General features: G+C 60.9%; 20 protein-coding genes. 15 read left to right on the top strand and 5 right to left on the bottom strand.

All coding sequences use genetic code 11. From position 1 onward, the window contains the following. The first annotated feature begins 85 nt into the window (after positions 1-85). Together SUTH_RS04715 and SUTH_RS04710 are read left to right on the top strand one after the other, a co-directional pair. Complete coding sequence (locus SUTH_RS04715; protein WP_052473243.1) at positions 86-1,402, top strand: HlyD family type I secretion periplasmic adaptor subunit; 1,317 nt, start codon at positions 86-88, stop codon at positions 1,400-1,402. A 1-nt stretch (position 1,403) separates the two neighbouring features. Next, on the top strand, positions 1,404-2,855 hold the full coding sequence (locus SUTH_RS04710; protein WP_148312849.1) for an efflux transporter outer membrane subunit: 1,452 nt from the start codon (positions 1,404-1,406) through the stop codon (positions 2,853-2,855). A gap of 60 nt (positions 2,856-2,915) precedes the next feature. Here SUTH_RS04710 and fliE read toward each other — a convergent pair whose 3' ends face one another. The 3 genes from fliE to SUTH_RS04695 all read right to left on the bottom strand — a co-directional run bounded on the left by fliE (position 2,916) and on the right by SUTH_RS04695 (position 5,873). Next, a complete protein-coding gene (gene fliE, locus SUTH_RS04705) occupies positions 2,916-3,242 on the bottom strand; it encodes a flagellar hook-basal body complex protein FliE (protein ID WP_197539646.1) in 327 nt (108 codons plus the stop codon). Positions 3,243-3,309: 67 nt separating this feature from the next. Next, on the bottom strand, positions 3,310-4,704 hold the full coding sequence (locus SUTH_RS04700) for a sigma-54-dependent transcriptional regulator (protein ID WP_041097481.1): 1,395 nt from the start codon (positions 4,702-4,704) through the stop codon (positions 3,310-3,312). After that, positions 4,689-5,873 carry a sensor histidine kinase gene (locus SUTH_RS04695; RefSeq protein ID WP_041097479.1) on the bottom strand — a complete coding sequence of 395 codons (1,185 nt, stop codon included), beginning with the start codon at positions 5,871-5,873 and terminating at the stop codon, positions 4,689-4,691. Before SUTH_RS04695 ends, SUTH_RS04700 begins: the two co-directional genes overlap by 16 nt. Before the next feature lie 156 nt (positions 5,874-6,029). Between SUTH_RS04695 and fliF the strand changes: the two genes are divergently transcribed. The 13 genes from fliF (at position 6,030) to fliR (ending at position 16,936) form a co-directional block, all read left to right on the top strand. Then, on the top strand, positions 6,030-7,655 hold the full coding sequence (fliF, locus tag SUTH_RS04690) for a flagellar basal-body MS-ring/collar protein FliF (protein ID WP_041097477.1): 1,626 nt from the start codon (positions 6,030-6,032) through the stop codon (positions 7,653-7,655). Beyond that, positions 7,633-8,643, top strand: coding sequence for a flagellar motor switch protein FliG (gene fliG, locus SUTH_RS04685; RefSeq protein ID WP_041097475.1), 1,011 nt, complete (start codon positions 7,633-7,635; stop codon positions 8,641-8,643). The genes fliF and fliG overlap by 23 nt, the downstream gene beginning before the upstream one ends. Positions 8,644-8,648: 5 nt before the next feature. Further along, positions 8,649-9,314, top strand: coding sequence for a flagellar assembly protein FliH (locus SUTH_RS04680; RefSeq protein WP_041097473.1), 666 nt, complete (start codon positions 8,649-8,651; stop codon positions 9,312-9,314). Beyond that, on the top strand, positions 9,311-10,705 hold the full coding sequence (gene fliI, locus SUTH_RS04675; protein ID WP_041097471.1) for a flagellar protein export ATPase FliI: 1,395 nt from the start codon (positions 9,311-9,313) through the stop codon (positions 10,703-10,705). The genes SUTH_RS04680 and fliI overlap by 4 nt, the downstream gene beginning before the upstream one ends. 36 nt (positions 10,706-10,741) lie before the next feature. Further along, positions 10,742-11,188 carry a flagellar export protein FliJ gene (gene fliJ, locus SUTH_RS04670; RefSeq protein WP_041097469.1) on the top strand — a complete coding sequence of 149 codons (447 nt, stop codon included), beginning with the start codon at positions 10,742-10,744 and terminating at the stop codon, positions 11,186-11,188. A 59-nt stretch (positions 11,189-11,247) separates the two neighbouring features. Continuing rightward, the gene (locus SUTH_RS18275; protein WP_084207251.1) at positions 11,248-12,423 is read left to right on the top strand and encodes a flagellar hook-length control protein FliK; all 1,176 of its coding nucleotides are present in this window, start codon (positions 11,248-11,250) and stop codon (positions 12,421-12,423) included. Positions 12,424-12,589: 166 nt separating this feature from the next. Then, a complete protein-coding gene (locus tag SUTH_RS04660) occupies positions 12,590-13,180 on the top strand; it encodes a flagellar basal body-associated FliL family protein (RefSeq protein WP_041097467.1) in 591 nt (196 codons plus the stop codon). A gap of 6 nt (positions 13,181-13,186) precedes the next feature. Then, the gene (gene fliM / locus SUTH_RS04655; protein WP_041097465.1) at positions 13,187-14,161 is read left to right on the top strand and encodes a flagellar motor switch protein FliM; all 975 of its coding nucleotides are present in this window, start codon (positions 13,187-13,189) and stop codon (positions 14,159-14,161) included. Positions 14,162-14,185: 24 nt separating this feature from the next. Then, positions 14,186-14,605: a flagellar motor switch protein FliN gene (gene fliN / locus SUTH_RS04650; RefSeq protein WP_041101682.1), complete on the top strand. Its 420-nt coding sequence runs from the start codon at positions 14,186-14,188 to the stop codon at positions 14,603-14,605. Between the two features lie 90 nt (positions 14,606-14,695). Beyond that, positions 14,696-15,115 carry a flagellar biosynthetic protein FliO gene (gene fliO / locus SUTH_RS19285; protein ID WP_052473238.1) on the top strand — a complete coding sequence of 140 codons (420 nt, stop codon included), beginning with the start codon at positions 14,696-14,698 and terminating at the stop codon, positions 15,113-15,115. Positions 15,116-15,118: 3 nt separating this feature from the next. Beyond that, complete coding sequence (gene fliP, locus SUTH_RS19280; protein ID WP_041097463.1) at positions 15,119-15,850, top strand: flagellar type III secretion system pore protein FliP; 732 nt, start codon at positions 15,119-15,121, stop codon at positions 15,848-15,850. 9 nt (positions 15,851-15,859) lie between these two features. Beyond that, positions 15,860-16,129: a flagellar biosynthesis protein FliQ gene (gene fliQ / locus SUTH_RS04635; protein WP_041097461.1), complete on the top strand. Its 270-nt coding sequence runs from the start codon at positions 15,860-15,862 to the stop codon at positions 16,127-16,129. A gap of 12 nt (positions 16,130-16,141) precedes the next feature. Continuing rightward, positions 16,142-16,936: a flagellar biosynthetic protein FliR gene (gene fliR / locus SUTH_RS04630; RefSeq protein WP_041097459.1), complete on the top strand. Its 795-nt coding sequence runs from the start codon at positions 16,142-16,144 to the stop codon at positions 16,934-16,936. A gap of 9 nt (positions 16,937-16,945) precedes the next feature. Here the strand turns inward: fliR and SUTH_RS04625 are convergent, their stop codons facing one another. Both SUTH_RS04625 and flgL read right to left on the bottom strand, forming a co-directional pair. Continuing rightward, the gene (locus SUTH_RS04625) at positions 16,946-17,416 is read right to left on the bottom strand and encodes a hypothetical protein (protein ID WP_052473236.1); all 471 of its coding nucleotides are present in this window, start codon (positions 17,414-17,416) and stop codon (positions 16,946-16,948) included. 68 nt (positions 17,417-17,484) lie between these two features. Next, positions 17,485-18,819, bottom strand: coding sequence for a flagellar hook-associated protein FlgL (gene flgL / locus SUTH_RS04620; protein ID WP_041097457.1), 1,335 nt, complete (start codon positions 18,817-18,819; stop codon positions 17,485-17,487). Positions 18,820-18,827: the final 8 nt, after the last annotated feature.

The raw sequence follows: 18,827 nt of genomic DNA, 5'->3' as shown, positions 1-18,827 counted from the left end.
GCCAGTCTTCGCCATGGCCGCTAGCGATTCATGGTGGCGCAAATTGCTGCGCCGACCAGCAGGCCAGGATATTGCTCGTCCCGAAATGGCTGCCGTCGGTACGGGATATCCTGCGGAGAACATCGACGATCCAAGCGATGCGATCTCCTTTGGCTACCGGGTGATCTTCTTCGGTCTCGTCGTTACCGCGCTATGGGCGGTTTTCGCACCGCTTGACGAAGGAATTCCGGCCCCCGGCGTTGTCGTCGTTGAATCGCATCGCAAGACCATCTCCCACCTTACCGGCGGCACGGTATCGACGGTCAAGGTCCGCGAGAACCAGGCCGTTAAGGAAGGCGACATCCTTCTGGAACTGGATGCGGTCCGCGCCCAATCGGCACGCGATACCGTGCTCCATGAGTACATCGCGGCAGTTGCCAAGCTGGCGCGACTAACCGCCGAGCAAACCTTTGCGGCACGACTGGCGTTTCCGGAAGAGATCGTTACCCATGCAGCGCAACTTGGACGACAGGATTTGCTGCGCGCGCAAGAAGCGCTGTTCCGCGCACGGCAGGATGCATTCAGGGGCGAATTGGCCATTCTGCAGGAGAACCTGGCCGCTTCACGGATTCAGGCGACGGGAGCCCGCAATCAGCTCTATGCGCGTCGCCAGCAGGCCGAGTCGTTGCGGAAGGAAATCGAAAGCACCCGACCGCTGGTCGAGGAGGGATATACCCCGCGCAATCGCCTGCTTGAGCAGGAGCGCCAGCTTGCAGAGCTGACCAGCGTCACCAGCGAGCTTGAAGCCCGTATCGCCCGGGAGGGCAGCAGCGGCGCGGAGATTCGCTTGCGCGAGCTCCAGCGTCGTCAGGAGTATCTCAAGGATGTCGAAACCCAGGCTACCGAAACCCGCCGCGAAGTCGCCAACCTGACCGAAAGGCTGAAAGACGCCGACGCCGACCTGGAACGAATGACAGTTCGCGCGCCCCTCTCGGGTCAAGTCGTCGCCATGATTGCGCAAGCTCCCGGCGTGGTTATCTCGCCAAACAGCAAACTGATGGAAATCGTTCCCGCCGGCGACAAGCTGCTGATTGATGTGCAAGTGCCCATCACGGCTGCAAGCCGGGTCAAGTCGGGTCTTGATACCGACATTCGAATTTCCACTTTCCCCGATACCCCGTCAATCGTCGTTCAGGGGCGCGTCCAGTCGGTATCGGGTGATCGCCATGAACCCCCCAACGCCTCACCCTACTACCTCGCGCGAGTCGAAGTGACCACCGATGGAATCGCCAAGTTGAAGGGGCGCCAGCTGCGCCCGGGCATGTCTACCGAAGTCGTGATCAAGACCGGCGAACGCAGCTTCATGTCCTATCTGATGGCCCCGATTTCGCGCCGGCTGTTCGAGTCGCTCAAGGAGCCCTGACATGTCCCGTCGCCCATCCGGGCCGAATGGAACATGCCGGCTCCGGCAGGGTTCCGCGATACCCATCGGCATGCTTGCCTGCATCGTCGGACTGGCGACGGGTTGCGCCGAAGTCGGCGACTATCAACGCCCCGCCTCCGGCATTCCGGCTCAATGGCGACAAAGTACACCCGGGGCAGAGGCAACTCCTGTTGCCCAGATCCAGTGGCGCAGCTTTTTCCAGGATCAAAGATTGCAGGCACTCATCACCAGCGCCCTGGAACACAACAGTGATCTGAAAATGGCCCTGGCACGGGTTGCGGAGACCCGTGCCCAGTATGGCATTGCCAACGCCGACCGGCTGCCATCAGCCAGCCTGGCGGCGAACAAGACCAAGAGCAAAATCCCCGCCGCCTTCACCGGCACCGATCGTCCGGTAACCACCGAGCGCACAGAGCTCAACCTCACCGTCGTCTCGTTCGAACTGGACTTCTGGGGCCGCATCGCCAACCTCTCCGAAGCGGCGCGGGCAAGCTATCTGGCAAGCGAGTCGGCAAGCCGGGCGATGCGGATAACGCTGATTGCGGAAGTGGCGAATCTGTATTTCACGTTGCTGGAATTGAACGAGCGAATCGACATCACGCGCACCGCGATCGAATCAAGACGAAAGAATCGCGATCTGGTGAAGCGCGGCATGGAACTGGGCGCCGCCGCACGGTCGGACTATCTTCTCGCGGAAGGCGCTTTCCATTTTGTCGAGGCCGAGCTTGCCGTTCTCGAAAATCAGCAGGCAAATACCGAACATGCCCTGTTCATGCTGGTGGGCAATCCGGCCATTGATCTGCCGAAGGGACGAAAGCTTCACGAGCAGGAGGTGCGTAACGACCTTGCGCCTGGAATCCCGTCAGAGGTGCTGTATGCGAGGCCCGATGTCATTGCAGCCGAACATCGCCTGAGGGAAGCCAACGCGAATGTTGCCGCGGCACGGGCCGCTTTTCTTCCCAAAATATTGCTCACCGTCGGCATTGGTCTCGCCAGCCGCAGCCTCTCGGCGCTTTTCGGACCCGGGTCGGGCAACTGGACATATCAGCCGGCGCTGTCACTACCCCTTTTCGATGGCGGCAGGACAGCAGGTTTCGAAGCCATTGCCGAGGCAAGAAGAAACTCGGCTGTCGCCGACTACGAAAAAACCATCCAGCAGGCGTTTCGTGAGGTTTCCGATCTTTTGTCCACCCGCGCCAGCCTGGCCGACCAGCGGCGCGCTACGGAAGCCACGGTCAAGGCGCATCAGGAGCGCCTGACCGTCGCCGAGATGCGCTTCAAATCGGGAAGCATCAGCTACCTGGAAGTGCTGGATGCGCAGAGGGAACTGTTTGCCTCGCAACAAGGCGCAGTCCAGGTCCGCCGCGCCCAGCTGAGCACGGCGGCGCAACTCTACAAGGCGCTGGGAGGCGGGGACACTCCGGAAGGATAGTGCTCGTCCAGGCCGAACGTCACACGCACGACATCCAGGGCCCGGAAACGCGACGCGAACTTAAACCTGGATATTCATGATGTCGTGATATGCCGACACCAGTTTGTTCCTGACCTGAACCATCTGCTGGAACGACAAGTTGGCCTTCTGCAGGTTCACCATGACGTCCTGCAGGTTAACGTTGCTCTGTCCGCTGGAAAAATCCTCGGCCATCTTGTGCGCCTGCTGCTGGGCGGCATTGACCTGATCGATGGTGGACTTCAGGACTTGCGAAAAATCCGGTCCGTCCGCAGGCGCGGCATTACCCGCCGGCTTGCTCCCCGCCAGGGCAGAGGCGGAACGCAGCTCGGAGAGCATCTGGTCAATTTGTCGTGTATCGATGGCCATGGGGAAACATTACTTGAATTCGCTCGGGAATGAAAGAGCAAACAACGTGCCGGTTTCCATTTGCCGCCTACGCATCCTCGTCTTCGCTGAAAAATCCCTCGGCCCGATACTGGGATAGTTTGTAGCGCAGGGTACGCTCCGAGATGCCGAGAATTGCCACTGCCTTTTTGCGCGAACCGCCGCATTTGGTCAGGGTGTCCAGAATGTGCTGCCGCTCCAGGTCTCTCATGTTGGCTGGAGATCCGCTACTGGCCTGGGTTTCGGAGGGAGTCGGCGCTGACGGCACGGCGCCTGCCATGCTCGCCGCAACGGCCGGGGCTTCCCCGTTCGGGAACGCCGTGGTGCCATTGAGCGGCAGGCTGTCGGCCTCAATCAGTTCGCCCGGGGTCATGATCAGGGCGCGCTGAACCACGTTCTCCAGTTCGCGTACGTTGCCTGGCCAGGGGTAGGCTGCCAACCGAGCTTCAGCCGCGGCGGCAAATCTTGCCGCCCGGCGCGAGGTGGCCGCCTGTCGCGCGAGGCAATGCCGGGCCAGGGGCAGGATGTCGCCGGGGCGCTGACGCAGCGAAGGAATTTCCAGCGGGAACACATTGAGTCGATAGTAGAGGTCTTCGCGGAAACGCCCGGTGCGAACCTCGCCGGCCATGTCGCGATTGCTGGTGGCCAGCACGCGGATATCCAGAGCTACCGGCTTCTTGCCGCCCACGCGCTCGACTTCGCGCTCCTGCAGCACCCGCAACAGCTTGGCCTGCAGGCCAAGCGGCATTTCGGATATTTCATCAAGCAACAAGGTGCCGCCATTGGCCTGCTCGAACTTTCCGGCCTGTGCGGTTTGGGCACCGGTAAAAGCCCCCTTCTCGTAGCCGAAAAGCGTTGCTTCGAGCAGGTTGTCAGGTATCGCGGCACAGTTGATCGCGACAAAGGGTCCACCGGCCCGCGCCGACTGGTCGTGGATGTAGCGAGCGAACACTTCCTTGCCAACGCCTGATTCTCCGGTGAGCAGCACAGTGGCATCGGTCTTCGCCACGCGCGCGGCGAGCAGCAGGGTCTCGCGCGTTTTCGGGTCGGCGGCAATCACGCCGTCGGCGGGCGGCGGCGGGACGGCGTAGCGCGCGATTTGCTCGATCAGGGTCTTCGGTTCGAAGGGCTTCAGCATGAAATCGCAGGCCCCGCCGCGCATCGCGGCAACCGCCTTGTCCACGTCGCCGAAGGCCGTCATCAACAACACCGGCAGCCCCGGATGCTGGCTGCGGATCTCGCCCAGCAGCGTCAGGCCATCCATCGGATCCATGCGCAGGTCGGAGACCACCATGCTGAACGGATTGCGTGCAAGGGCAACCAGCGCCGCCGGGCCGCCGTCAACCCCGGTGACATGATGTCCGGCCGCCTCAAGCGTGATCAGCAGCGCATCGCGCAAGGCATCGTCGTCTTCTACAACCAGAATTTTCAATGAGTCGGACATGGCAGTGTAAGTATGAATTCGGCGCCGGCACCGGGACTGGATACGACCTCGATGCCACCACCGTGAGCACGCGCAACACCACGCGCGATGGAAAGTCCCAAACCGGTGCCTTCGGTTCGGGTAGTGAAAAAAGGATCGAACAGCCGCGCCGCAGTTTCAGCATTCATGCCGCGCCCATTATCGCGTACGGAGAGCAGCATTAACGATCCGTCGCGCCGTGCGTCGAGATCAATGCGACCGCCACTGTCGACGGCCTGCAGCGCATTCTCCAGCAGATTGGTTATTGCTCCGACCAGCGATTTGCGATGGCCGGTCAGTACCGCACCCTCGCTGTCGTCACTGAACAAAAAAGCAATGTCGCGGCTTTTCGCCAGCGGCTCAAAGGTCTGCGCCAACTCGGCCAGCAGGTCGGCGACGGCAAAGCTTTCACGCCCGAGCACTTCGCCCCGCGCGAACATCAACATGTCCTGGATCAGATGCTCAAGATGCTTCAAACGCGCTACGGTCTTTTGTGCGATGGAAACACGGCTTGCGGCGGGCAGGTCCGCATTCTCCAGATTGCCCGCATACAGCAACGCCGCCGCGAGCGGCGTACGCAGTTGATGAGCCAGTTGCGCGGCCATCTCCCCCATCGCGGCCAATCGCTGGTTGCGCTCGGCCTGAGTCTTGAGATGCTGGGTTTCAGTCACGTCGTGCAGCAGCACGATGCGGCCGCCCGCTGAATCCAGCGGCGTGACTGCAACCGCCAGCCGCCTCTCTCCGGCGAGGTATTCGCCAGGCGTTTCGCTGGCCTCCAGCGCATCGGCCTCAATCGCCGTCCAGCCAGCGCCGACTATGCCCCCACCCAGAACCTGACTGGCAGCGGGATTGGCTTGCAGCACGCGACCGGCGCCATCAAGTACCACCACACCTGCCGGCAGCGCGTCCAGCAGCAGCGTCAGGCGTTCCGTGATTGCCGCCTTCTCCTGATACTGCTGGCGCAGGGCGCCGTTGGCGGCCGCCAGTTCTTCGGTAAGCTGCGCCACCTGACCTTGCAGTTCGCTGTATGCAGCGGCAAGTTCTTCCGATGCCTGACTGAAAATCCGGAAGGCCTCGGCGAGATGCTCCGCCTCACCGGGGGCGACTGTTACGCTGCTGGATTGAGCGGACGAAACCGCGGGAACATTCATGGCACCCGATGATGGCAGAATCACCCGGACTGGACAAGGAAAGCAGGCTGTCGATATGCCGGCAAAAATTGCCGCTTCTTTCAGGAACCGCTCTTGCTAGGGCAGTTCACAATCCGCGAGCGGGCAAATTGCGCGTACAGGTAACGACAGAACAGCATGGCAGAAAACACAGCGACGGCCGATCCGATATCGATGGAGGCATTTCTCCGCCTCGCCCCACGCCAGAAGTTGATGGGCATGGTTGGCGTTGCCCTGTTCGTGGCAGTGCTGGTCGGGGGCTGGTTGTGGACCAAGGAGCCTCCGTATGCCCTGCTGTTCACCATTCAGGACGAAAAGGACGGCGGGCAAATTGTCGCCGCACTGTCGCAACAGAACATTCCCTACCGTTTCAGCGACGGTGGTCGCGGCATTCTGGTGCCGCAGTCGGTGGTGCATGACACTCGTCTGAAACTGGCATCCCAGGGGCTGCCCAAGGGTGGACTGGTCGGCTTCGAGCTGATGGAGACGCAGAAGCTCGGCGTCAGCCAGTTTGCCGAACAGATCAACTATCAGCGCGCCCTGGAAGGCGAACTGGCCCGCTCTATCCAGTCCCTGGCAGCCGTGCGCGGCGCCCGGGTGCATCTTGCGATTCCCAAACAGACCGCCTTCCTGCGTGACGATCAGAAAACCTCGGCTTCGGTGCTGGTCAGCCTGCATCCCGGACGCACACTGGATCAAATCCAGGTGGCGGGGATCATCAACCTGGTTGCCTCCAGCGTGCCGCAACTCAGCTCAAGCAACGTCAGCGTGATCGACCAGGAGGGCAAGCTGATCTCGCAGCAGCGCGATCCGCAACGCAATGCCGGCCTCGATGCCACCCAGCTCAAGTTCCTCCGCGAAGTCGAGGCGGACTACGGCAAGCGCATCGAAACCATCCTGGTTCCGCTGGTTGGTCCCAACAATGTGCGCGCCCAGGTAACCGCCGATCTCGACTTCTCGCAGATCGACCAGGTCGCTGAAAGCTACAAGCCGAACCCCGCGAATGAAACAGCGATCCGCAGCCAGCAGACCGCCGAAGTGGGAAGCGGATCGCCGCAGGCCGCAGGGGTTCCGGGAGCCTTGAGCAATCAGCCGCCGGTCCCGGCAACCGCGCCATTGACCCAATCCGGGCCGGGAGGCCCGACCGGCGCGGCCGCGGCTGCAAATCCGTCGCAGAACTTCACCCGCAACGCCACGATCAACTACGAAGTGGACAAGACCATTCGTCACACAAAAGGCGTGCCGGGGACGGTGCGGCGCCTGTCGGTGGCCGTGGTGGTCAACCACCGCAAGGATCCGACCAAACCCAAGCCGGTTCCCCTGACACCCGCCGAACTCAAGCAGATTACCGACCTTGCCCGCGAGGCGATGGGCTTCAGCAAGGACCGCGGCGATACGCTGAATGTCGCCAATGCACCCTTCACGCCTGCGGAAAAGGAAGTCATCGCCGATGCGCCGATCTGGGCCAATCAGGAACTGATTGCAACGCTGAAGGAACTGGCAAGGTATCTGCTCATCGCCGGCGCAGCCTTCTGGCTATGGACCCGCCTGTTGAAGCCGGTGTTCGAGAAACTGATGGAGCCGCCACCACCGAGACTGGCGCCGGAGAAGCAGGAATTCGAGGTCGGCGCGGACGGCATGTTGCACCGCCACCGCAGCTACGACGAAAAGCTGGCGGACGCGCGCGAAATAGCGAAGAAGGATCCCAAGGCGGTCGCCAACATGATCAAGGAATGGGTAGATGGCGGCGAGCACGGAAAGTGAAGGCGTAGAAAAAGCCGCCATCCTGCTGCTTTCGCTCGGGCAGGACGAGGCCGCCGAAATACTGAAGAACCTCGGCCCGAAGGAAGTGCAGAAGCTCGGTCATGCCATGGCCGCCTTGAAGCAGGTGCCTCGCCTCCAGATCGAGAAGGTGATCGACGAGTTCGAGGATCACGCGGCCAAAGGCGCGCCGGTTGCCGTCGACAACGAAACCATCAAGGCCATGCTGACCAAGGCGCTGGGCGATGACCGCGCCGCCAACCTGATCAGCCGCATCATGCAGGGGGGCGACACCGCCGGGATCGAAGGCCTGAAATGGATGGATGCCGCCACGGTGGCAGACATGATTCGCAACGAGCATCCCCAGATCATCGCCACGATCCTGGTACACCTCGAATACGATCAGGCCGGCGAAGTCCTGAAGCACTTCACGGAACGCCTGCGCAACGATGTTCTGCTGCGCATTGCCACCCTCGACGGCGTGCAACCGACCGCGCTGCACGAACTGAACGAGGCGCTGAAGCGGGTTCTGTCCAGCGCGTCAGGCAACGTCAAGAAAGCTGCCATGGGAGGCATTCGCCATGCGGCGGAAATTCTCAACTTTGTCGGCCAGCAGGTGGAAACCGCGATTGTCGACAACGTGCGCGAATACGATCCCGAACTCGCGCAGAAGATCCTCGATGAGATGTTCGTCTTCGAAAACCTGATGGATGTCGATGATCGCGGAGTCCAGTTGCTGCTGCGCGAGGTGCAATCGGATTCGCTGATCATTGCGCTGAAGGGAGCGTCGCAGGAACTGCGCGAAAAGGTGTTCAAGAACATGTCGCAGCGCGCTGCCGAAATGCTCAGGGAGGATCTCGAGTCGAAAGGCCCCGTGCGTCTTTCCGAAGTCGAGGCCGAGCAGAAGGAAATCCTCAAGATCGCACGCCGGCTCGCCGATGAAGGCCAGATCCAGCTTGGCGGCGCGGGTGAAGGTGACGCATTCGTCTGATCGCCATGGACGAACACCCCAAATCATCGCTCACCGCCTGGGAGCGCTGGGAACTTGCCAGCTTCGATTCGCCTGCCGACCCGTCGGTCGGCATTGCAGCCGAACCTGGCTCGTCAGCAGTCAGCGACCGCGAAGTGCACCAGATCCGCGAACAGGCGCGGCGGGAAGGGCATCAGGCCGGATATGAGGCGGGACATGCCGAAGGACTTGCCGCGGGAAAAGCACAGGCCGAAGCCATGGGACGCGAGGAAGCCCTGCTTCTGGCGGCAACGCTGGAGAAGCTCGAGCAGTGCATCACGGACCTGAATCAGGCTGTCGCCAGCGACCTGCTGGCCTTGAGCATCGAGATAGCCCGCCAGGTTGTCCGCCAAACGGTCGCCGCAAAGCCGGAAGTGCTGTTGGGCGTAATCCGCGAAGCCTTGGAGCAACTGCCTTTGCTTCATGCCTCCATCCATTTGAATCCTGAAGACGCATCGCTTGCGCGCCTGCGCGCGGGTGACCAGTTCGCCCATGCCGGGCACCGGATTCACGAAGACACAAAGCTCATGCGCGGCGACGTGATCATCGAAGCTGGCGGCAGTCATCTTGATGCAAGCCTGGAAACCCGCTGGCGACGCGTGATGGAAGCCCTTGGGCAGCAAACTCCATGGATCGACACGATCGAGAAATGAGCGTCTCCGACCTTTCGCGCTTTCTCGTCGACTGCCGCGAGCATATTTCCGATGTCCGGCCCTGGCAGACCTCTGGACGACTGACGCGTATCAATGGGCTGGTGATGGAGGCATCGGGGCTCAAGCTGCCCCTGGGATCGGGGTGCCTGATACAAATCCCGGGCGACGGCACGGTCGAGGCCGAAGTGGTCGGATTTGCCGGTGACCGCCTGTACATGATGCCGGCCGAAGACGTCTACGGACTGTCTCCGGGGGCACTGGTAATCCCGATGGAATTACCCGCCGCTCCGCCAGTTCCAGGCCAGGCCTCGCCCCCGCGACGACGCGCGCCGGACCGCGCCAAACATTTGCCGGTGGGTGATGAACTGCTCGGAAGGGTGGTCGATGGCAACGGCCGTCCGCTCGACAGCCTTGGTCCGTTGAACAGCAAGGAAACCCGCTCGCTGGCCAGCCGTCCCCTGAACCCGCTTCTGCGCGAACCGATCCGTCACACCATGGACGTCGGCATCCGTGCCATCAACGCCTTGCTGACGGTGGGTCGCGGCCAGCGCCTCGGCCTCTTTTCCGGGTCGGGCGTGGGCAAAAGCGTCCTGCTCGGCATGATGGCCCGCTACACGGAAGCCGACGTGATTGTGGTCGGACTGATCGGCGAGCGGGGACGGGAAGTAAAGGAATTCATCGAACTCAATCTCGGCGAAGAAGGTCGCGCCCGTTCGGTGGTGGTTGCCGCTCCGGCCGACGTCAGTCCGCTGATGCGGCTGCAGGGAGCCGCCTATGCCACATCGATTGCCGAGCATTTCCGTGACCAGGGCAAGCATGTTCTGCTCATCATGGATTCCCTGACGCGCTACGCCATGGCGCAACGGGAAATCGCGCTGGCGATTGGCGAGCCTCCGGTGACGCGCGGGTATCCGCCCTCGGTTTTTGCCCGCTTGCCGCAACTCGTCGAACGCGCCGGCAACGGCCCGACCGGCGGAGGTTCAGTGACCGCCTTCTACACGGTGTTGACCGAGGGCGACGACCAGCAGGACCCGATCGCCGATTCGGCACGGGCCATCCTCGATGGTCACATAGTGCTCAACCGGTTGCTCGCGGATGCCGGACACTACCCGGCCATCGATATCGAACAATCGATCTCGCGGGTCATGACCAATCTTGTCGCAGCGGACCATCTGGAACAGGTACGTCACTTCAAGCAGCTGTATTCGCGCTACCAGCGCGCGCGCGACCTGATTGCAGTCGGCGCCTATTCCGCAGGCTCCGATCCGCTGCTCGACCGGGCCATCATGATGAACCCGAAACTCGAAAGCTTCCTTGCGCAACAGATCAACGAACGAGCGGATTCGAATTCGTCACGGAAGCGTCTGGCAGAGTTGTTTGGTGGAGCGTAAGATTGGCCATCATCGCTCGTTGAAGCCCTTTCTCACATGTCCCGCGTATTTCCACTTCAGTCCCTCCTCGACCTTTCGCAACTGCGTCTTGATGAAGCCGGACGGAAGCTGGGCGAGTTGATCGCAGGCGAACAAGAGGCTTCGCGGCGGCACGGCTTGCTGGTGCAATATCGCGAGGAATACCGGACACGTTTTGTGCGCGCCGCCCAGGATGGATTGCGTCCAGGCGAATGGCAGAACTACACCCAGTTCATCGCCAGGCTCGACGAAGCGATAAACCAGGCCAGCTCGGCGATGAACCATACCAGGCAGATGACAGTCGCAGGCCAGGTGGAATGGATCAGCAAACGAGGACGTGTAAAAGCTTTCGATACCCTGTCGGATCGCCATCAATCACGCATCACCTATCAGGATCAGCGCCAGGAACAAAAAGCCAGCGACGAACATGGCGCCCGTCGCCATGCGGAAAAGGCAAAAGACTGAGGTGGCACACCCCTTGCATCTGTGAGTGCGATGAATACTCAGGCCGCGAGGAAACGACGATGTCCGAATTGCTGATCAGTCCGGCGCCAATAGCCACGCCAGCAGCGCCCCAGAATGGAAACGCACAGGCTCTCGGCCAAAGCGATGCTGCCGTTCGGGCAAGCGAGGGGGCCAAGGCAGATACGGAAAGCAATGCGGGATCACCATTCGCCTCGGTGCTGAAGTCCGAGATAGGCAAGAAAGAAGCTCCCGCGACCGACTCGGCCAGCAATGGAAGCGCCTCTACCGAGGTCACCGACGGTATCGAGAATACAGTAGCGCCCATTGATTTTTCTGCACTTTTCCAGTTTCTTGGCGCCAACCCCAACGGAACATCGACTACCCCTGCGACTCCCGTCGCCACTGCCGGGCAAGCGACCGAATCCTCTCAGGAAAAGGGATTGCCGGTCCTTCAAACCAGTGCGGAAGCCGACTCGACTCAGATCCTCGCGGCCGTGCCTGGAACCCCGGCCGCATTTCTGGAAGCAAACCCGCGCCAACGGAATGTCGAAACAAGGGACGAATCCTTCGCCTCCGTCGGTTCGAAGTCCGACCGCCCCGCGCAGGCTTCCGGCAAGATTTCGCTCGATGCGGCAATTAATGCCGACTCCGATCGCATCAACGGCGAACAAAAATCCTCCGAGCTCGCTTCAGGCGATTTTCACGCTCTCATCGAACGTGTCGCCACAGGAGAGTCGCGTGTAGCTGGAGCGGGGGGGGTATCACCGGCAAATCCTGGCAGCGCATCGTCCTCAAGCCCCAACCTGCGTATCGACACCCCGCTGGGACAAACCGGCTGGCATGACGAGATGGGCCAGAAACTGACCTGGATGATTGGCAACAACCGTCAACAGGCCGATCTGGTGCTGACCCCGCCACACCTCGGCCGTGTCGAGGTCTCCCTAACGATGAACGGCGATCAGGCCAGCGCCATATTCACCTCGGCCAATCCGGCGGTCCGGGAGGCGCTGGAAAGCTCCCTGCATCGCCTGCGCGAAGTGCTGGCTGACGCCGGCGTCAGCCTCGGCCAGACTCAAGTCGGATCCGAGTCGCCGCAGCATTCATCGCGCAAGGATAATGCGGATCTGGGCATGAACGACAGCGTGCGCTATGCTTCTTCGACCATCCCATTGCCGGGACCGGAAGCAATGGCAAGAACCGGCGGCGGTCGCAGCATGATAGATATTTTCGCCTGATGCGACAGCTCTGCCTGCCCGGGCTTCAGAATAAAGCGCCAGCGGCCGTTAGCAAGCCTTGCGGAAGTAAACTACTGGTTTTCACGGGAACAACTATCGTGCATGAACGCAATACGGGATATCCGGAGCGAGTCCGCACACAACAACCGGATCAGGGAGAGAATTGATGGCGGATGCAAAGAAAGCGGAAACCGAGAGTGAAGCCCCTCCTCCGAAGAAAAAAGGAAAGCTGATAATTTTCATCGTCATTGGCGTTCTGGTTCTGGTGCTGGGCGGTGGCGGCGCTGCGTATTTTCTGATGAAGAAAAAGCCGGTGGAGGATGCCGTCGAAGGCGAAGAACCGGCAAAGGAAGGCAAAGCGAAAAAGAAGGACAAGAAAGCCGACAGCGCCCCTCCGGCATTCCACAAGTTCGACAAGCCGTTTACCGTCAAGCTGCAGACCGAGCAGCAGGAGGCTTACCTGCAGGCAGAGGTGCAATTGAAAGTCCTCGACACGAACGCGCTGGAGCTGCTCAAGCAATATGACCCGGAGGTCAAACACCGCATCATGCTGACGCTATTGAGCAAGAAAGCGTCCGATCTGGTTACGGCGCAGGGCGTGCAGCGACTGTCCAACGAAATTCGCGAGACCGTCAATGGCACGCTGGAATCCTCGGGCAGCACAAAGCGCAAGGATGCCGCCAAGGAACCCGGCGATGTCGCGGCTCCCGATGCGCCAGTCCAGGCAGTGCTGTTCACCTCCTTCATCATTCAATAGCGCGCGATGAGTCAGGACTTTCTCTCCCAGGAAGAGGTTGATGCCCTGCTCAAGGGCGTCACCGGCGAATCGGACGAGGCACCCGCCGAAGCCGAGACCGGGGATGTCAAGAGCTACGACCTTGGTCGGCAGGAAAGGATCGTGCGCGGCAGGATGCCGACGCTCGAACTGATCAATGAACGGTTCGCGCGCTACCTGCGTATCGGAATGTTCAGCTACATGCACCGCAGCACGGAAATCTCGGTCGGGCCGATCAAGGTGCAGAAGTACAGCGAGTTCATCCGCAACCTGGTGGTGCCGACCAACCTGAACCTGATCCAGGCCAAACCCTTGCGCGGCACCGGTCTGGTCGTGTTTGATCCCAATCTGGTGTTTCTCGTGGTCGACAACATGTTCGGCGGCGACGGGCGCTTCCATACCAGGGTCGAGGGTCGCGATTTCACCGCCACCGAGCAGCGCATCATCCAGGGGATCCTGGGTGTTGTCTTCGAGGAATACCAGAGAGCCTGGGCGCCGGTATATCCACTGACGTTCGAGTTTGTCCGGTCGGAAATGAACACGCAGTTTGCGAACATCGCAACGCCTTCCGAGGTGATTGTTTCGGTCACATTCACCATAGAACTCTCGGGCACTACCGCCGAAATGCACTTCTGCCTGCCTTACTCGATGGTTGAACCCATTCGCGATGTGCTCTACAGCACCATGCACAGCGAGCAGGCTTCGTCCGACAAGCGCTGGACCGGCACCTTGACACGTCAGTTGCAGACCGCCGAAGTGGAACTGGTGGCCAGGCTTGGCAGCGCCAGTGCGACGGTTAACGACATTGTCGAAATGAAGGTTGGAGACGTGATTCCGATCTCGATTGATCCAATGGTGCCGGTCTCGGTCAACGGCGTCCCGGTGCTGGAATGCCGTTACGGAGTGCGCAATGGGCAGTACGCACTCAAGATCGAGCGCTTTCTCGCCGAAGAAGAGGTCTAGGCAAATATATGCATGGAGCATGTCATGAGCGAAACTAACGAAACCGAAGACCAGGTATCCGAGGACGATTGGGCAGCAGCCATGGGCGAGCAGACTGCGGTTGACCCTGCGCCTGCCGCGGATGCCAAGCCGGCTGCCATCTTCGAGGAGTTCTCCGGCGGCACCGAAAATCCGGCAATGCCCCAGGGCTTCGACATGATTCTCGACATCCCGGTGAATCTGACCGTGGAACTGGGTCGCACCAAGATATCGATACGAAACCTGCTCCAGCTGGCGCATGGATCGGTGGTCGAACTCGAGGGATTGGCCGGCGAGCCGATGGATGTGCTGGTCAATGGCACCTTGATCGCCCAGGGAGAGGTGGTTGTGGTTAACGAAAAATTCGGCATCCGCCTTACCGACGTCATCACGCCGCAAGAGCGCATTCGCAAACTGAACCGCTGATAAGTCGAGGCTTCCCCCCTCTACTTTGGGGTTTTTTGCCGACGACGAAAGCCTAAGCTCGCGCCCTACAAGGTCACCCCGGTTGCGAGCATGGTTCGTTTCATCCTTACCCCGTTGCTGTTTTTTGCCATGGCAGAGGCCTCGGCGCAATCCGCCCAGGGAGCGCCCGCGACCGATCTCGGCGGCAGCCTGTGGCAGCTTTTTTTCGGCTTGGCCGTCGTCCTGGCGCTGATGATCGGCAGCCTGTGGGTGTTGAAAAAACTGGTTGCCCAGCGCGGCGAAAATGCGGGCCTGTTGCGCGTCGTTGCCGGTACTGCCGTGGGCACGCGTGAACGCGTCGTGATCGTTGAAGTCGGCAGCACATGGCTGGTGCTCGGAGTCGCGCCGGGCCGCGTTTCCGCCCTCGCCGAAGTGCCCCGCCAGGCCATCGCCGCCCAAGCCCCCGGTGTCGGCCCTTCATCCGGCGAAGGGTTTCCCGACTGGCTGCGCAAGCTGACGCAGAGGCGCTAGGCAATGCTGGCGAGACTCCTGGCCTGCGTCCTGTTGCTGACGCCACTATTCGCCGACGCTCAGGTATTGCCTGCAATCACCAGCAGCCCGGCTGCCGGCGGCGGCACGCAATGGTCGCTCTCCATCCAGACCCTGTTGCTGCTGACCGGCCTTACCTTTCTGCCGGCAATGCTGTTGATGATGACCAGCTTTACACGCATCATCATCGTGCTGTCGCTGCTGCGCCACGCACTGGGCACCCAGACGTCCCCCCCCAATCAGGTCATTGTCGGACTGGCCCTGTTTCTGACCTTCTTCATCATGGCGCCCGTCACCGAACGCATTTACATCGATGCCTATCTGCCGCTGTCGGAGAACAAGATCAGCCTGCAGGCCGCGCTGGAAAAAGGCGCCGTGCCCTTGCGCACCTTCATGCTCAAACAGGTGCGCGAGGCCGATCTGGCGACATTCACCAAAGTCGCCAAGCTGACCGCTCCCGCCAAGGCAGATGACATACCGATGCGCGTGCTGATTCCGGCGTTTGTCACCTCCGAACTCAAGACCGCATTCCAGATCGGCTTCATCGTGTTCATTCCATTTCTGATCATCGACATGGTGGTCGCCTCCGTGCTCATGTCGATGGGCATGATGATGATGTCTCCGGTCATCGTTTCGCTGCCCTTCAAAATCATGCTGTTTGTGCTGGTCGACGGCTGGAACCTGTTGATCGGCTCGCTGGTGCTGAGTTTCGGGTAGAAGCACGCCATGACTCCCACCACTGTCGTCGAGATCGGTCGCAACGCACTCGAAATCACGCTGATGATCTCCGCTCCGCTGTTCCTGGCGGCGCTGATCACCGGCCTGATTGTCAGCATTTTTCAGGCGGCGACACAGATCAACGAAGCCACGCTCTCATTCGTGCCCAAGCTGGTAGCCATATTCATTACCATGATCGTCGCCGGACCATGGATGATTACCATCATGACCGACTACATGCGCCGCCTCTACGAAGCCATTCCCAGCATGATCGGCTGACCGGGGCTGAGCATGATTTCGATCAGTTCGGCACAGCTCGACACCTGGCTTGCCCTGTTCGTTTTCCCGCTGTCGCGAATTCTCGGCCTGCTGGCCTCCGCTCCCGTCTTCAGCAATGCCGCGCTGCCCGCGCGGATACGCCTGATTGCAGGTCTTGCAATTACCCTGGCCGTGGCGCCAGCTCTGCCGCCACCACCGGCAATTCCCGCGGGCTCCTGGATTGGCCTGGTCGTTCTGGGGCAACAAATCCTGATTGGAGTTCTTCTCGGCTTCACGCTGCGCATCACCTTTGCAGCGGTCGATGTCGCCGGCGAGCTCATCGGCCTGCAGATGGGCCTGGGCTTCGCCACCTTCTTCGACCCGGACAGTGGCGGACAGACGCCGGTCATTGCCGAATTTCTCGGACTGCTGACCGCGCTGATATTCCTCAGTCTGAATGGCCATTTGCTGTCGCTGAGCGTGCTCGCGGAAAGCTTCACGCTGCTGCCGGTGAGCACGACTCAAATCCATGCAGGTGCCTTTTCATCGCTGCTGGCCTGGTCGGCAACGCTGTTTGCGACGGGGTTGCTGCTGGCGCTGCCCCTGATCACCGCGCTGCTGATCGCCAACATTGCCCTGGGCGTACTGGCGCGGATCGCCCAGCAGTTGAATCTGTTCGCGGTCGGCTTTCCCGTCACGCTGGCACTGGGATTCCTGGTCCTGATGCTGTCGCTGCCGTATATCGGGGCAGCCATGGAGGGCCTCTTCAGCAAAGGCTTTCAGGCAATGGGGATGGTCATGCGGGCCGCCGGCAATCCGGTCCAGTAGCCCCTCGGTTCAGTTGCGGCCGTTGCGCTTGGCGTCGTTCGCGGCGTTGCCGGCCTTCGCTGCGGCTTCGCTTCGGGTCAAGCGAATGACGCCCTGTGACACACGCTGCGAACCCAGCACCGAAGACTCCATGCCTTCCGAATACTCCAGCACCTGATAGCCGTCATATCCGCCCCGCCGCATCAGTTCCTTCGCTCGCTGATGGAACACCACGCGCGATTCGCCGGCGCCTCCGGCGTAGAAGCGTTTCATTTTCAGCGAAAAATGGTAGTGGCCATCCGGGAAAGCGGCCTGCTCGATGTCCCAGTTGGGCGCCAGCGGATCGAGAATCAGGTAGGCGGCACCGGCGTATGCACCCCAGAAAACCAGTTTCTCGAGCGATATCTGAAGCGAGTTTGTGACATTCAGCGTGGTTTCCGGAATGATCGGCCCCTGTGCGGGCAAAGTGCCGCCGAGACTGGTCGGTCCTGGATAATCCATGATGGCGCAACCCGCCAACCCACAGGACAGCAGGGAGACAAGCAAGAGTCGGCGCTGGCGATACGGCGTCATAGATAGTTGAACAGCGAAAGCTGCGACATTCTGACGAAGGACTGCTGCGCCGCCTGCAAATCGGTCTGCTTGCGCGTGAGATCCGAGATTGCCTTGGCGTAGTCGAGGTCCTGCAGTTGCGACAGGGTCTGCTGATATTGCAGGCTCAGGTCCTCATTGACGCTGGAAAGGGAATCGATTTCCCCCATGCGCGCGCCGATCTGTGCGCGAACCCGCAAAATATTGTCGGTGGCCTGATCGAGATTGGTCAGGGCGAATCCGATATCGTTGGACAGCTTTGCCATGGCGCCGCTCGCTCCCGCATTCGCCGACTCCATGGCGCCGATCAGCTTGCCGATGGTGGCGAAAACGCTCTGTGACGAACTCGGCGCGATGCTGAAACTGTCGCCGGATGCCGGATCGCCCGCAACCAGGACGCTGCCGCCCAAGTCAAACGCCGGCTCGGCACCCTGGTTCTTCAAGACAATCGGCTGACCGCTTTGATATACCCGCTGACCGGTCAGCGTGGTTGGCGGCAGCACGGGCGGCGCGCCAGTCAGCAGCGAATTGCCGTTGCCCGGGCTGGCAGGATCGGTATCCACGATGTCGTAGTAGGTAACAGGCGGCACCACGGTATTGTCGATGCTGAACTTGATGCTGAAGTTCTTTGTCGGCAAGGCATTCCACGTCGCAGGGTCGGTAATGCTGCCGGCATCGACGATGCCGGTGCCGGTATTGGTCGCGGCATAGTTGGTGACGAAGTAGCCGTTGCCGTTCCTGATGCGCTTGAAGACATCGTTGCCGGAATCGCTGACCTCGAGAAACCGGGTGGGAGATACCTGCAGTTTCCGCTGTCCATCGTCGCCCTGATACACCATTTCATTCCCGGACAAGACGCTTTCGACCGTACCGCCGAATGGCTTGGTCGAGCCCATGAATCCGGAAAACAGGTACTGGCCGCCGCCATCGGTGGCATTGGCGATTCCCGTAAGCTCCTCGAAGCGCAGCCGGAGTTCCGCGGTGAGAGCAAGTCGATCGCTGCTGGACAAGCTGGTATTGCCGGCCTGCACGGCGAGTTCCCGCACTCGCGCCAGAAGATCGGTGGCGCCGGTCAGTTGGGCCTCTTCCAGGCCAAGGGCTGAATTGGCATTGTTGTGATTGAGTTTGAACTGCGCCGAGATGTCCTGTGACTGCGTAACTTCCAGTGCGCGCGCAGCCGCCACCGGATCATCGCTGGGCGAGAGAATGCGGCGGCCACTGGCAACCTGCTGCTGCAAATGCAACAGGGACGCAGTCTGCTTGTTGATGGTGCTCACACCCGCATCAAAGATCATTCCCGTACTGATTCGCATAGCGCGCC

The organism is Sulfuritalea hydrogenivorans sk43H, from assembly GCF_000828635.1.
GTDB classification, from domain to species: Bacteria; Pseudomonadota; Gammaproteobacteria; order Burkholderiales; family Rhodocyclaceae; genus Sulfuritalea; species Sulfuritalea hydrogenivorans.
Note: the sequence above shows the minus strand (reverse complement) of the source record. Positions and strands in the feature narration are given on the sequence as shown.

Excerpts from the sequence above, each read along its gene's own strand:
- SUTH_RS04715 (WP_052473243.1), top strand. The coding sequence starts at position 86 with ATGGCTGCCGTCGGTACGGGATATCCTGCGGAGAACATCGACGATCCA.
- fliM (WP_041097465.1), top strand. The coding sequence starts at position 13,187 with ATGAGTCAGGACTTTCTCTCCCAGGAAGAGGTTGATGCCCTGCTCAAG.
- fliQ (WP_041097461.1), top strand. The coding sequence starts at position 15,860 with ATGACTCCCACCACTGTCGTCGAGATCGGTCGCAACGCACTCGAAATC.
- fliO (WP_052473238.1), top strand. The coding sequence starts at position 14,696 with ATGGTTCGTTTCATCCTTACCCCGTTGCTGTTTTTTGCCATGGCAGAG.
- fliE (WP_197539646.1), bottom strand. The coding sequence starts at position 3,242 with ATGGCCATCGATACACGACAAATTGACCAGATGCTCTCCGAGCTGCGT.
- flgL (WP_041097457.1), bottom strand. The coding sequence starts at position 18,819 with ATGCGAATCAGTACGGGAATGATCTTTGATGCGGGTGTGAGCACCATC.
- SUTH_RS04625 (WP_052473236.1), bottom strand. The coding sequence starts at position 17,416 with ATGGATTATCCAGGACCGACCAGTCTCGGCGGCACTTTGCCCGCACAG.
- fliI (WP_041097471.1), top strand. The coding sequence starts at position 9,311 with ATGAGCGTCTCCGACCTTTCGCGCTTTCTCGTCGACTGCCGCGAGCAT.
- fliR (WP_041097459.1), top strand. The coding sequence starts at position 16,142 with ATGATTTCGATCAGTTCGGCACAGCTCGACACCTGGCTTGCCCTGTTC.
- fliG (WP_041097475.1), top strand. The coding sequence starts at position 7,633 with ATGGCGGCGAGCACGGAAAGTGAAGGCGTAGAAAAAGCCGCCATCCTG.
- fliN (WP_041101682.1), top strand. The coding sequence starts at position 14,186 with ATGAGCGAAACTAACGAAACCGAAGACCAGGTATCCGAGGACGATTGG.
- SUTH_RS04660 (WP_041097467.1), top strand. The coding sequence starts at position 12,590 with ATGGCGGATGCAAAGAAAGCGGAAACCGAGAGTGAAGCCCCTCCTCCG.
- fliJ (WP_041097469.1), top strand. The coding sequence starts at position 10,742 with ATGTCCCGCGTATTTCCACTTCAGTCCCTCCTCGACCTTTCGCAACTG.
- SUTH_RS04695 (WP_041097479.1), bottom strand. The coding sequence starts at position 5,873 with ATGAATGTTCCCGCGGTTTCGTCCGCTCAATCCAGCAGCGTAACAGTC.
- fliP (WP_041097463.1), top strand. The coding sequence starts at position 15,119 with ATGCTGGCGAGACTCCTGGCCTGCGTCCTGTTGCTGACGCCACTATTC.
- fliF (WP_041097477.1), top strand. The coding sequence starts at position 6,030 with ATGGCAGAAAACACAGCGACGGCCGATCCGATATCGATGGAGGCATTT.
- SUTH_RS04700 (WP_041097481.1), bottom strand. The coding sequence starts at position 4,704 with ATGTCCGACTCATTGAAAATTCTGGTTGTAGAAGACGACGATGCCTTG.
- SUTH_RS04710 (WP_148312849.1), top strand. The coding sequence starts at position 1,404 with ATGTCCCGTCGCCCATCCGGGCCGAATGGAACATGCCGGCTCCGGCAG.
- SUTH_RS18275 (WP_084207251.1), top strand. The coding sequence starts at position 11,248 with ATGTCCGAATTGCTGATCAGTCCGGCGCCAATAGCCACGCCAGCAGCG.
- SUTH_RS04680 (WP_041097473.1), top strand. The coding sequence starts at position 8,649 with ATGGACGAACACCCCAAATCATCGCTCACCGCCTGGGAGCGCTGGGAA.